At 63.9% G+C, this 14,440-nt stretch carries 14 protein-coding genes; 8 read left to right on the forward strand and 6 right to left on the reverse strand.

The window, feature by feature from the left end:
• Positions 1–374 (reverse strand): hypothetical protein (locus LBC97_16495; protein MDR2567616.1); only part of this gene is annotated, 374 nt, incomplete at its 3' end.
• Between the two features lie 408 nt (positions 375–782).
• Here LBC97_16495 and LBC97_16500 point away from each other — a divergent pair.
• The 3 genes from LBC97_16500 to LBC97_16510 all read left to right on the forward strand — a co-directional run bounded on the left by LBC97_16500 (position 783) and on the right by LBC97_16510 (position 3,091).
• Positions 783–1,175, forward strand: coding sequence for a hypothetical protein (locus LBC97_16500; protein MDR2567617.1), 393 nt, complete (start codon positions 783–785; stop codon positions 1,173–1,175).
• Between the two features lie 109 nt (positions 1,176–1,284).
• On the forward strand, positions 1,285–2,286 hold the full coding sequence (locus tag LBC97_16505; protein ID MDR2567618.1) for a Gfo/Idh/MocA family oxidoreductase: 1,002 nt from the start codon (positions 1,285–1,287) through the stop codon (positions 2,284–2,286).
• 22 nt (positions 2,287–2,308) lie between these two features.
• Positions 2,309–3,091, forward strand: a complete 783-nt coding sequence (locus LBC97_16510; protein ID MDR2567619.1) for a DeoR/GlpR family DNA-binding transcription regulator — start codon at positions 2,309–2,311, stop codon at positions 3,089–3,091.
• 15 nt (positions 3,092–3,106) lie between these two features.
• Here the strand turns inward: LBC97_16510 and araA are convergent, their stop codons facing one another.
• Genes araA through LBC97_16535 form a run of 5 tightly spaced genes read right to left on the reverse strand, consistent with a single transcriptional unit; the run spans position 3,107 to position 9,061 of the window.
• Positions 3,107–4,618: an L-arabinose isomerase gene (gene araA / locus LBC97_16515; GenBank protein MDR2567620.1), complete on the reverse strand. Its 1,512-nt coding sequence runs from the start codon at positions 4,616–4,618 to the stop codon at positions 3,107–3,109.
• A 44-nt stretch (positions 4,619–4,662) separates the two neighbouring features.
• On the reverse strand, positions 4,663–5,508 hold the full coding sequence (locus LBC97_16520; protein MDR2567621.1) for a carbohydrate ABC transporter permease: 846 nt from the start codon (positions 5,506–5,508) through the stop codon (positions 4,663–4,665).
• Complete coding sequence (locus tag LBC97_16525) at positions 5,498–6,463, reverse strand: sugar ABC transporter permease (GenBank protein MDR2567622.1); 966 nt, start codon at positions 6,461–6,463, stop codon at positions 5,498–5,500. Before LBC97_16525 ends, LBC97_16520 begins: the two co-directional genes overlap by 11 nt.
• Positions 6,460–7,788, reverse strand: a complete 1,329-nt coding sequence (locus LBC97_16530) for an extracellular solute-binding protein (protein MDR2567623.1) — start codon at positions 7,786–7,788, stop codon at positions 6,460–6,462. Before LBC97_16530 ends, LBC97_16525 begins: the two co-directional genes overlap by 4 nt.
• Before the next feature lie 49 nt (positions 7,789–7,837).
• Complete coding sequence (locus LBC97_16535) at positions 7,838–9,061, reverse strand: mandelate racemase/muconate lactonizing enzyme family protein (protein MDR2567624.1); 1,224 nt, start codon at positions 9,059–9,061, stop codon at positions 7,838–7,840.
• Positions 9,062–9,402: 341 nt separating this feature from the next.
• Here LBC97_16535 and LBC97_16540 point away from each other — a divergent pair, with 341 nt between their 5' ends.
• Genes LBC97_16540 through LBC97_16560 form a run of 5 tightly spaced genes read left to right on the forward strand, consistent with a single transcriptional unit; the run spans position 9,403 to position 14,197 of the window.
• Positions 9,403–10,326, forward strand: coding sequence for a dihydrodipicolinate synthase family protein (locus tag LBC97_16540; protein ID MDR2567625.1), 924 nt, complete (start codon positions 9,403–9,405; stop codon positions 10,324–10,326).
• 9 nt (positions 10,327–10,335) lie between these two features.
• On the forward strand, positions 10,336–11,115 hold the full coding sequence (locus tag LBC97_16545; protein ID MDR2567626.1) for an SDR family oxidoreductase: 780 nt from the start codon (positions 10,336–10,338) through the stop codon (positions 11,113–11,115).
• 27 nt (positions 11,116–11,142) lie between these two features.
• On the forward strand, positions 11,143–12,882 hold the full coding sequence (locus LBC97_16550) for a dihydroxyacetone kinase family protein (GenBank protein ID MDR2567627.1): 1,740 nt from the start codon (positions 11,143–11,145) through the stop codon (positions 12,880–12,882).
• Complete coding sequence (locus tag LBC97_16555; protein ID MDR2567628.1) at positions 12,879–13,352, forward strand: ribose-5-phosphate isomerase; 474 nt, start codon at positions 12,879–12,881, stop codon at positions 13,350–13,352. Before LBC97_16550 ends, LBC97_16555 begins: the two co-directional genes overlap by 4 nt.
• 8 nt (positions 13,353–13,360) lie before the next feature.
• Positions 13,361–14,197, forward strand: a complete 837-nt coding sequence (locus tag LBC97_16560; GenBank protein ID MDR2567629.1) for a triose-phosphate isomerase — start codon at positions 13,361–13,363, stop codon at positions 14,195–14,197.
• Positions 14,198–14,440: the final 243 nt, after the last annotated feature.

Consider the following 14,440-nt stretch of genomic DNA (forward strand, 5'->3'; position numbering starts at 1 on the left):
AACCGCCTTTGTGCCTCCAACCGCAATTCGCGCTTGAGAGCGCGTTCCATCAGCGAAGACGTGCCGCGCGGCCCGGCCACCGCCCGTGCGGCGGCCAGAGTTCCCTGGCTGATGGTGACCGTGACAGGCCGGGTCGGCCCCTGGCCGACCTGCTCGAAAATCTCCGGCCGAATCTCCGCCCCTGTCATATAAGATATATTGCCATATAAACGCGGGACCGCCTCGGCCAGGACCGGGTCGGCTTTGAGGTTGATGCGGATGGCGTGGAAGCCGCGCCACACGAACACGGCGCTGATCGGGAACGGGACGGCCGCCATGGCGTGGAAGCTGCGCCACGCGAACACGACGATGATCCGGAACAGGACGGCCGCCATGACGTGCACCAGGGCGCCCAGGCCGCGGCTCCGCGTATTGGGCGGGTACGCTCGACATGAGCCGAAGGCGCGAGCCGCGCGTCGGCTGACACCGTGTGGCAACGGAGGGGCGGCATGACGAATCCTTTTGACGGTACGGGTCAACCTGCTTCTTGGGCGGGCGGGTCGCAGCCGGCGCCGGGCGGGGGACCGCAATGGCCGAGCGCCGGTGAAACGCCCCAAGCCGGTCCCGGACAGGCGCCGATCCAAGCCGGCGCGCCTGCCCCTGGATGGGGTGGGCCGGCAGCCGGCGTGCCGGGCGGCGTCCCCAACGGGGGCGTGTTCTCACAACCCGCGTTCGCAGCGCCGAATCCTCGGCCCCTGCCATTGCCGCCCCCGCCGCCAAAACGGGGTAAAGGATGGATCGGCGTGGTCGCCGCAGTCGCGGCCGTGGGGATCGGCGTGGCCGCCTTCATGTACTGGCGGGGGGACAACGGCGACTTCGCCCAGTTCTGCGCGCTCTACAACGAGGAGGGCTCGGGAGCCGCATTGAGTGCGGATGATCTGGAACAGGGCCTCGTGGAGCTGCGAAAGGCGGCGCCAAGATCCGTCAAAGCAGACATCGGCAACCAGTTGGCGTTCATTCGCGAAGAACCCGAATTGAACCGGCTGGTCATGGACCCCGGCGCGGCGCAGGCGCTCACCCCGGCCGAGCAGCAGCAGTTCCTGAACGACCTGAAGGACGCCTTCGCCAAGTACGACATGGAAGGGTCGATCAAGCGGGTCCGCAACGAGGCGGCCCGCTGCCCGAACGCCAATTGAATGCCCCGCCGGAGGCAGGCGGAGGGCGACGGGTCAGACACGGCCATGCTAGAGTTAACATCTGTTGCGATAGCTATAACAACTCGGGTGGTAGAGCGTGGGAAAGGCGATGTCCGGTCCAAGCTGGGGGATCTTGGCTACGGGGGTGATCGCGCACGCGTTCGCGCAGGCCCTGTCTGCAGATGGGCACCAAGTTGTCGCAGTCGGGTCGCGCAGCCGCGCCCGCGCCCGGCAGTTTGCGACTGAACACGGCATAGCGCGCGCCTATGGCAGTTATGAGGAGCTCTGCGGGGACCCTGGTGTCGATATCCTCTATGTCGCCACGCCTCATGTTTTCCACCTTGAAAACGCCTTGATGGCCTTGGACAACGGCAAGCATGTGCTGATCGAGAAGCCGATTGCGATGAATGCCCAGCAGGCCGCGACCATCGCGACCCGTGCGCTGGAGACGGGCCTAGTGGCCATGGAGGCGATGCGCACGCGGTTCTTGCCCCACATGGCCGAGGTCCGGCGCATCGTCGAATCCGGGGCGCTAGGGGAGGTTCGGGCGGTCCACGCGACCATGATGCACAACTCCGGTCGACCGGCGCTCCATCGGGTCAACAATCCGGTGTTGGGTGGCGGCGCATTGCTTGACTTGGGCGTCTACCCAACGGCTTTCGTTCTTGACCTGTTGGGCGAACCCGAGCGGATTCAGGCCTGCGCCGTCATGAGCGCCCAGAGGGTTGACTGCGTGACCTCTGCGGCGTTCGTCTATCCCAGCGGCGCGGCGGCCGCGTGGACGGTCGCCATCAACGCCAAGGCTGACGCGCGGGCCGTAGTGGCAGGGTCCGAAGCACGCATCGAGATTGGTCAGCCGTGGCATTGCGACACCGACCTGACTTGCGTCGACAATCGCGGCGATGTCATTGCGCGCTATGGCGGCTCCGGCGGCAGTCCGGGTTTGCACTACCAGGCCCGCGCCATGGAAGCCTTGGTAGCTGGAGAGGACCGCACCCCGCAAGGCGCTCCCGCAAACCTCATGCCCGTGAGTGAGTCTGTCAGGGTGATGCGCTGTTTGGACTCCATCGGCGTGAAGATCGGCCTGACCTACCCATCCGATTCCAGGTAGTCGAAGCGAAAGGACCCCCACTATGGGCCGTTTGTCCGGCCAGGAACGCCTGGAGAAAGTAAGGGACTACGTGCTGTCCGCTGGAACGGTCCGCAATGAAGACCTTGCCAGCGAGTTCCACGTGTCTCTGATGACGGTGCATCGCGACCTGGACCGCCTGGCGGCGGAAGGGTGGCTGCGACGAGTCCACGGAGGCGCGACTGTTGAGAGGTCCGTTCTATTCGAGTCGAATGTCAAGTTTCGGTCGCTCGAAAACGCTGAAGCCAAGGCCAAGATCGCACGGGCGGCAGCCGACTTGGTCCAACCCGGTCAGGCGGTCTTGCTGGACGACTCGACAACCGCCTTGGCGGTGGCCCGCGAACTCGTGCTGCGTGGTGACCCGTGGACGGCCATAACCAACGCCAACCAAGTCGTCAACCTGGTCGCGGCTCAATCAAATGCTGACTTGATCGCTCTGGGCGGTGTCTACTACCCGTCTGCCGACGCGTTCTTTGGGGCCGGCACGGTGGCGGCATTGTCCAACCTGTACGCCGACATCGCCATGATGTCGACCAGCGCTATCACCGCCGGGGACTGCTACCACCAGCTTCAAGACTCGATAGCGATCAAGCGGGCCATGCTGGCTTCGGCCGAGCGGGCAGTGATGCTGGCCGACTTCACGAAGCTCTCCAAGCATGCCCTACACAAGTTCGCCACCCTGGCCGAATTCGCGACAGTGGTGGTCGATGACGCCGCATCCTCCGAGCAGATCAGCGAACTCGGCGAGTACCTGGCGGACGTGCGGGTCGCCGGAACCGTGGGGTAGCGGGCGGCGCGGCCGTCAACGCAAGGGGCGCTTCATCCGGTAGTAGGCGCTGTTCCAGCGTAGCTCCTTGGCAAAGGCGCGTTCGGTGGTGCTTTGGTCGATCACCAGGAGTTCGACCCCCAGCATCTCGGCCAAGTCCTCGATGACCTCGCGGGGAACAGACTGCGTCAGCAACGTGTGGTGTGGCGCGCCGGCCATCATCCAGCAAGTTGCCGACGTGCTCAGAGCTGGTTCCGGACGCCAGACGGCTCGTGCCACCGGCAAGTTGGGCATGGGCTGGTCTGGCGGGACCACCTGCACCTGATTGGCGGTCAGGCGGAAACGGTCTCCCAGATCGCAAAGCCCCAACACCATGGCCGGACCGGGATCAGCGTCGAACACCAGGCGGACCGGGTCGGAACGGTTGCCAATGGAAAGGGGATGGATTTCGAGCGATGGCGTGCTGGTGGTCAGCGACGGGCAGATCTCAAGCATGTGGGCGCCCAGGACCTTCTCTTCGCCGGGCACGAGGTGGTAGGTGTAGTCCTCCATTAGAGAGGAGCCGCCAGCCAGCCCGTGGCCCATCACCTTCGCCGCCCGCACCAGCAGGGCGGTTTTCCAGTCGCCTTCAGCGCCGAAGCCATAACCGTCCGCCATGAGGCGTTGGATGGCGAGGCCCGGGAGTTGGACCAAGTCTCCAAGATCCTCAAAAGTGTCAGTCAGCGCCCATGCGCCCTGCTGTTCGAGGAAGGAGCGCAGAGCCAGTTCCTGTTTGGCGGCGTACAGCAGATCGCCCCGGCGCTCGCCCCCCGGCGACAGTTCGCCGACCACTCGGTATTGATCGTCGTAGGCGGCAGCCAGTGCCTTCGCTTCGGCGTCGGACACACGGTCGATGCCGTCCACCAAATCGGCCACGCCCCAAGTGTTGACCGAGGAGCCGAAGACATGCTCGGCTTCCACTTTGTCGCCCTCGGTCACCCCAACGTTGCGCATATTGTCGCCGAAGCGGACCACCCGCAATGACCTCAGTTCAGCGCGCCCGGCGGCGGCTCTCATCCAGGTGGCTATGCGCTGGCGCACCTGAGGTTGGGAGACGTGGCCGGCCACCGACGTGCGGGCCGCGCCGAGGCGGGTCTCCATGAAGGCGAACTCCCGGTCGCCGTGGGCCGATTGGTTGAGGTTCATGAAATCCATGTCGATGCTGGCCCATGGCAACTCCGCCGCGAACTGCGTGTGAAGGTGCAAAAGGGGCTTGTCGAGGGCGTCCAACCCCTGGATCCACATTTTCGCAGGACTGAAGGTGTGCATCCAGGCGATAACGCCAACGCAGGATTGGTCCAGGTTGGCCTCGCGCATGACCCGAAGGATGCCGTCACGATCTTTCAACACCGGCTTCCAAACGATCTTCAGCGGCAGGTGGCCTTCCGCCGCCAGTTGGTCGGCGATCTTTCGGGACTGATCGGCGACCTTGGTCAGCGCTTCGCCGCCGTAAAGATCCACGCTGCCTGTGAGGAACCAGACGTCGCGGTGGTCAAACGGTGATTTCATGGCTTCTTCTTCCTTTCCAGCGGAGCCGAGCGGCCCGCGCGCTCTTACTTGATGGAACCTGCCGCCAGACCCGAAACCAGGTTGCGTTGAACCAGCAGGAAGATCAGAATGATCGGCACGGACACGGCCAGCGACGCTGCCATGATCTGGTTCCAGTAGACCTGTTGCTGTGTGGCGTATTGGCGTAAGCCTATGGCCAGAGTTGCGGTGTCGGCGTTTGTCATGACGGACGAGAACAGCAGTTCTCCCCACGAAGTCATGAAGCAGTAGACGGCGACAGCGATGATCCCCGGACGGGCAACCGGTATCACGATGCGGGTCAGCGCCCCGAAGGCGTTGAGGCCGTCCACCTTGGCCGATTCGTCCAGTTCCTTGGGTATGCCGTCCAAGTAGCCGACCAGCATCCAAGTGGCGAACGGTAGTTTGAAGGTGAGGAAAGTCACTATGAGACCCGTCCTCGTCTGGTAGAGGATATCTTGTCCGATCAATTCATCGATGTTGACGAAGATCAACACAAGTGGCACAAGAAACAGCACCCCGGGGAACATCTGCGTGGAAAGGACCGCGCCAAGGAACGCGCCCCTGCCCCGGAAACGGTAACGAGAGACGCCGTAGGCAGCGGCCAATGCCACCACCAATGCCAGCAGAGTGGAGACGGTGCAGACGATCAGCGAGTTGGCGAAGTAGCGGGCCAGCGGCACCGTCTGCCACATTTCGCCGAACGCTTCGAAAGTCACGTGTTTGGGCCACCATTCAAAAGCGTTGCGCACCTCGACCAACGGTTTGAGCGAACTTGTGAGCATGACATAGATGGGGGCGAGGGCGAACAACGTCAGGAAGATCGAGACTGCGTAACGGAAGATGCGGAAGGAAAGGTCTTCACTTTTCATTGCGTTCTCCTCTGCGGTTCCACGCCAGCCAACCGCCCGTCACGACCAACAGGAAAAGCAGGGCGAGGACCGACATCGCTGAGCCCAGGCCGAACTCCCAGGTGTGGAAGGACGTTGAATAGACGTGGATGGTGATGACGTCCATCGACTTCGGCGGGGTCTCGCCGAACAGGACGAACGCCGTGTTGAAGTCGTTGAAGCTCCAAAGGAACATCATGAGGATCAAGACGGCGTTGACGGGTCGAAGCAGTCCCAAGGTGATGTGGCGGATTTGCTTCCACGAGTTGGCGCCGTCTATGGACGCCGCCTCATATACGTCATCGCCGATGGACTGAAGGCCGGCGGTGATCGAGAGGAATGCGAAGGGCCAAGTGCGCCAGATGGCGACCGTGGCGGCGGCGAAGAACGCTTTGTCGCCGAGCAGCCAGAACTGCTGTTCCTCAAACAGATGAAGGGTGTCCACCAGCAGCTTGTTGACCAAGCCTCCTTCGCGTTGGAACATGAACGACCAGACGATCACCCCGGCGAACACCGGCATGGCGTAGGGAATCAAGAAGACGGTGCGCAGCCAGCCCCTTCCCCTGAAGGAGCGCTGGAGGGTGACGGCTCCGGCGAAGCCCAACGCCCATGATGAGGCCACCACCACAAGCGCGTAGGCGATCGTCACCAAGAAGGAATGCAGTAAGGCGGAACCGACCGAGGTGTCGAAGTCCAAGGCCACGCGGTAGTTGTCCAGGCCGGCAAACGGCGCGTGGAACCACTGCCTGATGAAGTACTGGTTCAGCGAGAAGAAGCTGGTTATGACGCCAGACGCCATGGGCACCAGGTGCACCAGCAACTCAAACAGCAGTGCCGCCCCGACGAACAGGTAGGGCGTGAAACGCGGGTTGACGGCCCCGCGCCGCCGCTTTGGGCGGCGGCGCGGGGGCACGTCAGTCTTGACTGGTGCGCTCATAACGTTTTCTGAGGCATCATGTCTTGAGCTGCGTCAAGTGCAGTCTTGACATCCTCAAGCGTGACAGCTTTGTCGCCGATTGCGGCTTGTCCGATCAGGCGGGACAATTCCCCGCCGGCGTTGGTTTGGAAAGCGTTGTTGTCGCCGTTCAGCGGCAGCGCTTGGGAACGATTCGCGAGGATGTCCACGAACGTTTCGGCCCATTCCTGGTTGGGGATGAAGTCGAGAGAGGCGCCCTCGATCACGGGAAGCACGCCGTAGGCGGCGTCCATCGCCTTCAGAGTCTGTTGATCGGTCATGAACTTCACGAACTCGAGGGCTTCCTCCTTGTGCTTGGTGTTCTCGAAGATGGCGATGTTGGTTCCCGCGATCATTGATTGCACGTCCTTGCCGCCCGTGGGAAGCGGATCGATCAAGGGCAACGGCACAACACCGAAGTCGTCGGTGCTGAGACCGGCGTCGGCGATCGCATTGATGACCGAGCCGTTCTGCTGGATGACGGTTGCCACCTTGCCTTGGAGGAACTCGTTCACGGCGTCGCCGCCGTTGGTCGACTCGTAACTGGAAGGCGACACGTAGCCCTTCTGAAACAAGTCAACAAATTGCAACGCCGTTTGTGCCATTCCCTCGGTGTTGATCGTCGCGTTGGCGTCCTCGTCGAAGGGAAGCACGCCGTGTTGCACGCCGTAGATGAACAAGAAGTGCATGATCATCGAGTTGTTGGCCCCCGGGTAGGCCAAGCCGTAGACGCCATTGTCCGGATCGGTCAGCGTGTCCAACTGCTCAAGGTAGTCCGCCCAGGTTTCCGGCGGCGTGAGGCCCGCTTCTTCATAGATCTTTTTGTTGTAGAAGAGCGCGTAAACCTGCGAGTAGAGCGGCAGCGAAGTGACCGGGTCCAAATCCGTGGTCGAGAAGGCGGCTGGCACGAACTTGTCCTTCCCACCGATCGCGGCGAGGGCGTCCGCGTCGAACGCCATGAGAGCTCCGGTCGAACCGTACCTGAAGGCGTTGGTGTTTCCGAAATTGAGCACGTCTGGGCCGCGCATCGTTGTGGTGGCGGTCACGATCCGATCGTTGATCTCGCTCCACGGCACAACTTCAAGGTCGATCTTGATCCCCGTCTCTTCGGTGAATTTGGATATCTGTTCGCCCAACTTCTCCTCGTCGAACGGTATGGATGGCCCCTGATTCGTGGCCCAATAGGTCAGCGTGACGCTGGACTTGGCCTCGTCGCCGCCTGTGGAATTGGACTGGTCGCCGCAGGCTGCGAGCGAGGCCATCAGAATGGTGGCAGCCGCGACGGCTAGTGTGCGAGTGGTTTTCATGGTCGCCTTTCTTGTGTTCTTTCCTATTTTGGGGATCAGCGGTTGGTCTCTAGTAATGCACGGCCGGGCGAGTGTACTGGAAGCCGTCAGTTGGCCCGGTTGCCCATTCGCGAGCCAGGTCTTCGTTGAGGTCGTGACCGATGCCGGGCTTGCCGTTGGGGTACAGGTAGCCTCCTCGCCAGTCGAGGGGGTCGACGAGCAAGGATTTGTAAGCTGGGTCCTGGTAGTCGCCGTTGCCCTCCATAATCAAGGTGTTGGGCGCCGACAAGGCCAGGTGCTGAGAGGCGGCGGGCGCCAGCGGGCCGCCAAAAATGTGCGGCGTGATCTGGATCCCGTGGGCTTCGGCCAAAGCAGCGATCTTTGCGGCTTCAGTCAGGCCTCCCACCTGCGTCACATCGAAGTTGAAGATGTCAGCCGCCTTGGCCTCTGCCAGTCGGGCAAATTCCCATTTTGAGGACAGCCGTTCGCCGGCAGCCACCGGAATGGTGGTCTTGCGGGCGACCCGTGCCATCTCGCTCGGCAATTCCGGTTCGACCGGCTCCTCGAACCAGAGCGGATCGTAGGGCTCCAATCGCTTGGCGAAACGAACTGCGCCGGAGGCCGTGAACTGGCCATGCGTGCCGATCATCATGTCGGCGCGGTCGCCGATCGCCGCTCTGATGGCCGCCGCCAGGCCCTCAGCCTTGGCGAGCAGCTTCTGGGTCGGTTGGATCGGGACGGGCTGCAGCGCGTAGGTGTCGCCGCCGGTCAGCAGGGGGACAGGGTCGAACTTCAGGCCGGTGAAACCCTCTTCGTCCACCATTTGAGCCGCCCGTCGGCCGACTTCTTTGGGGTTGGACCAAAACTCCTCGCCGTCCACGCCGTCGGTTGGCTTCAGGTAGGTGTACATGCGCACCTTGTCGCGGACCCTCCCGCCCATCAGCTCATAGACCGGCGCTCCCAGGGACTTGCCCAAGATATCCCAGAGGGCTATGTCGATCCCGGACAGAACGGCCGCCTTGGTCAGATCGCCCCCGTGGGAATAGTGGGCGTTGTACACGCTGTGCCAGATCGCCTCGATGGCGCGGGCGTCCCGGCCTAGAACAAAGCCCTCAATGACCCCGCCCACCACCGCCTTGAGCACATTGGGCGCGCAAAACACGGCGGAGGTGAAGACCTCGCCGTAGCCGCTGAACCCAGCGTCGGTGTCCAGCCGCAGGAACACCCAGACCGGCCCCCCGACCGTCGGGTCCGGATTGGCCACCGGGAACACTTCATAACCAACCACACGCATTTTAGATCCTCCTCGATCAAGCGCCGCCGGGCCCGGCGGCGCCGCGACTTCGGCTACGGGAGTCGATCCTCGCCGAGGCACAAACCTACCACGAACTATGTTCAAGCTGTCAAGACTTGTGTGGTGAACGAGCGGCTTCACTCATGTGTTCGCCCATCGCGGGTACCCGGCGAGGCTGCCGACGCGCCGGGCTCAGCATCCGAACATGAGGGCTCGGGCAGCCATTCGCGCTGGTCCGTGGGCAATTCTGAGCGATCGCCACAGAGCGCCCGCTGAGTCCTAGCGGTGGAATGTTCAATTGTGTTAGCCTCGGTCTTGCGCTTTTCGGCATCGAACATGCCGTGCCCGCCAAACAACAGGAGCCGATGATGGAGTATCCAAGGCTGATTTGTGCAGCCACCACCCCGTTCTTGGCCGACGGCACCCTGGACCAGGCGGGCCTGCGCCCGGCATTCGAGGGATTGAGGCAAGGCGGGGTGGCCGATGTCTTTACTCCGGGCACCACTGGGGAATTCACAACGCTCGAGGACGCCGAGCGGCTGGCGGTGATCGAGGCCGCCCTGGCAGTCTTCGGCCCGCAGCACGTCTACGCTCATGTCGGAGCCGCCAGCGAACGTCAAGCCGTGGCCCTCGCCGTCGCCGCGGCCAGGTTGGGGGCGCGCCGGTTTGGGGCCATCACCCCCTACTTCGTGAAGGCGGGCCCGGCGGCAGTGTTCGCCTACTACCGATCTTTGACCCAGGCCGTCCCGAAAGGCATGTTCTTTCCCTACCTTTTCAAGGCCAGCGCACGCACTGAGGTGACACCTGCGGCGTTGGCCGAACTCGCGACGTTGCCGGGCATTGTGGGGGCAAAGCTCTCCGGCCTGGACGCAACTGGGGCCATGGAGTACGTTGCCGCCGTGCCGGATGGCTTTCCGATCTACTCGGGCAATGACCGTGAGGCGTTGCGATTCGTGCTGGCCGGAGGCCGCGGAGCCGTCTCGGGGGTCTCGGCGGTCTTCACTGCGCCGTTCGTCGCCGCAATGGCCGCCGCCGGGCACGAGCAGAGCGCGGACTCCATAGGCCGTTTGCAAGACGGGATTGACCGGGCCTGCGACCTCACCCTGGACGGCCACTTCGGACTGCTCAAGGCAGGCGTGGCCGCACGGGGTCTGCCTTCGGGGCCTCTCCGCATGTGCGTTGAGGCTCCTCCCGCCGAAGCCGTCCGGCGCCTGCGTGAGGCGGTCGGGGCGGCGAATGCCGTCAATACTGCGAATCCAAGTTGAAGGAGACACATGATGAATGCCAAACGAGTTCTTGTCACCGGCGCCAGTTCGGGCATAGGCGCCGCCACAGCGCGGCTGTTCCGCGAGCGCAATTGGGACGTCGTGGCCGTCGCGCGTCGGATTGATCGTCTCGCGGAACTGGCCGCGGAAACCGGGGCTGAGCCATTCGCCGCTGATTTGACGAACCAGGATGATGTGGACCGCCTCGGCGCTCACCTTGCCGCCAGCGGCCCGCTCAATGCTGTTGTCAACAACGCGGGCGGGGCGTTCGGCATGGATTCGGTCGAGAAGTCGGATGTCGCCGATTGGCAAAAGATGTTCAACGTCAACGTGCTAGGCACGAAACGAGTGATTACCGCCACCCTGCCCCTGTTGAGGCGGACGGCTAGGGATGCCGGGCACGCCGACATCCTGAATGTGACCTCGATCGCCGGTCACGTGGTGTCGGAAAACGGCGGCGGCTACAACGCTGCCAAGTTCGCCGAACACGCGCTTACCGCCTGCCTGCGGTTGGAATTGGCGGGAGAGCCGCTGCGGGTGATCGAGGTCGCCCCTGGCATGGTCAAGACTGAAGAGTTCCTGCTCACCCGGTTCAACGGCGACGCGGCCCGGCGCCAGGAAGTCTACAAGGACATCCCCGACACCTTGACCGCAGAGGACTTGGCCACCGTCATCGTCCAGGCCATCGAGTTGCCCGGCCACGTTGACATTGACTTCGTCCTTGTCAAGCCAGTGTCCCAGCCGGCCACGTGGAAGCTAGTCCGCGAACCCCTCAAGGTGAGGGACTGACCAGCACGGTCTTGAAAGGCAGCCATCATGACGTTCCTGATCAACGACCCGGCGGCTTTTGCCGAAGAATTCATTGAGGGTTTCGTGGCCGCCAATCGCAACCTCTGCCAGGCTGTGCCCGGCGGCGTCATTCGGGCCGCCCAGCAGCCAAGAGGCGAGGTGGCCGTCATTACCGGGGGTGGCACCGGGCACTATCCGGCGTTCGCCGGGCTTGTTGGCCAAGGGATGGCGCATGGTGCCGCACTGGGCAACGTATTCGCTTCGCCATCGGTCAATCAAGTGGTGAGCGTGGCCAGGCGGGCCGCGAACGGCGGCGGCGTGCTGCTGGTCTACGGCAATTACGCCGGCGACTGCCTGAATTTCGACAGCGCGGAGGTATCGCTGCGTGAGCAGGGCATACCCTGCCGGACAGTGCGGGTCACCGACGACATCTCCTCGGCCGCGGTTGACCAGTCGGTCAAGCGCCGCGGAGTCGCCGGTGACCTGTGCGTCCTCAAGGCCGCCGGGTGGGCCGCCGAACAGGGGCTGAGCCTGGACGAGGTCTGGCGGGTGGCAGACAAAGCCAATGGGAACACCCGCTCTTTGGGAATCGCCTTCACTGGTTGCACATTGCCCGGGGCCGATGCGCCATTGTTCACGGTACCCGTCGGCAAAATGGCTCTGGGAATGGGGATCCACGGCGAGCCGGGCCTGGAAGAGTTGCCTTTGGCGAGCGCGGATGAGGCAGCGGGAATGCTGGTGACAAGGCTGCTCGAGGAGCGACCCGAGGCGGCGGGTGGCCGCGTCGCCCCCGTGCTTAACGGGCTCGGAGCGATCAGTCATGAAGAACTGTTTGTCGTTTACCGTGCCATAGAGCGGGAACTGCGCAGTGCGGGGATGACCACGGTTCAGCCGGAGGTCGGCGAGTTCTGCACCAGCTTCGACATGGCGGGGCTGTCCCTCACGCTGCTCTGGCTGGACGAAGAACTTGAAACTGCCTGGTTGGCGCCTGTCGACACGCCGACCCACCGACGGGGCAATGCCCCGACTCGACCGCTCAGGTCGGCCGAGGCCCAACAACACTGCATATCCCAGGCTCCATTACCGGCGGCGACTGATCCTTCCAGGGCGGCGGCCGCCAAGGCGGCGGTGGCCATAGCCGCGGCCGCCGCGACTATCCGGGAGGCGGCGAACCAGTTGGGAAAGCTGGACGCGGTGGCCGGCGATGGCGACCACGGCATAGGCATGAGCCGCGGTGTCAGCGCGGCGGAAGAGGCGGCAGCCGAGGTGGTGTCCGCTGGCGGCGGACTGGGCAGCACACTTGGTCGGGCTGGCCAGGCCTGGTCCGACCGGGCTGGCGGCACCTCTGGCATGCTTTGGGGGCTGATCCTGGAGACCCTCGGCCTGCGCCTCGGCGACCACGAGGCCCCGAACTCGGCCACCATCGCGGTGGCCGTAGAACAGGCCGCCGAGGCCGTTGAAACCGCCGGTCGGGCGGCCCTTGGCGACAAGACCATGCTCGACGCGCTGATTCCCTTCGCGAAAGAGCTATCGCTTCGGTCAGCACGGGGCGAAGAGTTGGCCGAGGCCTGGGCTGCGGCAGCGGAACGGGCGCGACAGGCGGCTGATGCGACTGCCGGCATGCTGCCGAAGATTGGGAGGGCCCGACTCCACGCCAAGAGGTCGTTAGGTACGCCTGATCCCGGAGCAGTGTCGATGGCAATGGTGGCAGCGGCAGTGGGAGAAGCTCTGTCGGCCGAAAAAAGCGCGAGTCGGAGGGCGCTGTGAGCCAAAGACCTCGCCCCTGGCGGATCGTGATCGGTTGCGACGACGCCGGATACCAGTACAAGGAGGCGATCCTGCGGGATTTGCTGGACAACCGCTTAGTCGCGGGCGTTGAGGACTTGGGCGTCGACGCGGTCGGCCACACCCCCTATCCCGAAATAGCAATAGCCGCCGCCCAGCGCGTCGCCACGGGACGCGCCGACCGGGCGCTGCTGATCTGCGGCACCGGCCTTGGCATGGCCATGGCGGCCGGGAAAGTGGCGGGCATCAGGGCATGCGTTGCCCACGACAGCTTTTCTGTCGAGCGACTGGTCAAGTCCAACAACGCCCAGGTGCTCGCTCTCGGCCAGAGGGTGATCGGCCTTGAGCTGGCCAGGCGCCTGGTGAGCGAATGGTTGACCTATCGCTTTGACCGCCGTTCGGCTTCGGCCGCGAAAGTCGCGCTAATAGACGCCTTTGAAGCGCGGAACTGAGCACTGTGGTGACTAGCGCCGCAGGCTCTCCGGTCGCTCCCGGGACGCCTGCGGCACCGGTGTTCCTCGGGGTCAGTTTGAAGACGTACTTCGACCACCGGCAAACCGTGGAATGGGCCGCCAAACTCGTTGAGGCCGGCCGGGCCTGGTCCGTCTCCCCGGAAGAAGTGGAGATCGTGTTGTTGCCCAGTTTCCCGTCCATACCGGCCGTGGCTCAGGCGGTCGGAAGCGCGGGCGTCAAGGTGGGAGCCCAGAACTTGTCCCAATTCGGGGCCGGACCCTACACCGGAGAGGTCTGGGGTCGTTCTTTGGCGCAGGTCGGGTGCAGTTATGTGGAGCTTGGACATGCTGAACGCCGCGCTCTGTTCGGCGAAACCGACGCTGTTGTCCAAAGCAAAGTGGCCGCAGCTATTGCCAGCGGCCTGATTCCGCTCATCTGTGTTGGCGAGGCGGCGCAGACCAGCCCGGGAGAAGCCGCAGAATTGTGTGTGCGGCAATTCGCCAACGCTTTGGGCGGTGTTTCATCCCCACCTCAACTTGTGCTGGCGTATGAGCCGATCTGGGCAATTGGCTCCAAGGACCCGGCTCCGGCGGAGCACATCGACTGCGTGGCGCAAGCCCTGCACGCGTGGGCCAGACGCCATTGTCTGGGCAGTACGATTCGCGTCATTTATGGCGGGACGGCCGGTCCGGGCACCCTCAGCAGCCTTGGCTCAAGTGTGGACGGTCTGTTCCTGGGGCGCCGGGTCCACGACCCGTGCGCCTTCAGGCAAATTGTGGCTGAGGCCGAAATCCGCGCCAGAAACCGCGTCGGCACGATCAGTGTGGCGCGCCGCACGGAATAGCGGCCTCCGTTCTCGCCCCCCGCCGCGATCCGTCCGCAATTGGCCAAGCGGGGGCAATAATCGCACTGGTCGGCCGCGCAGGTCGGCCGCAATCGGGGACGAACAAGGTTCAGGATTCGGGGGGCGGCGCGGCTCTGCGCCTAGCTCGTGCCCCACTCGATGACGCCAGCGCCCTCGACTCCGCAGAGTTGGACCAGTCGCGCCGCCATCTGGTCGATGGCTTCATCTAGCAGCTTGGGCGCC

It is taken from the genome of Bifidobacteriaceae bacterium (assembly GCA_031281585.1).
Taxonomy (GTDB): domain Bacteria; phylum Actinomycetota; class Actinomycetes; order Actinomycetales; family WQXJ01; genus JAIRTF01.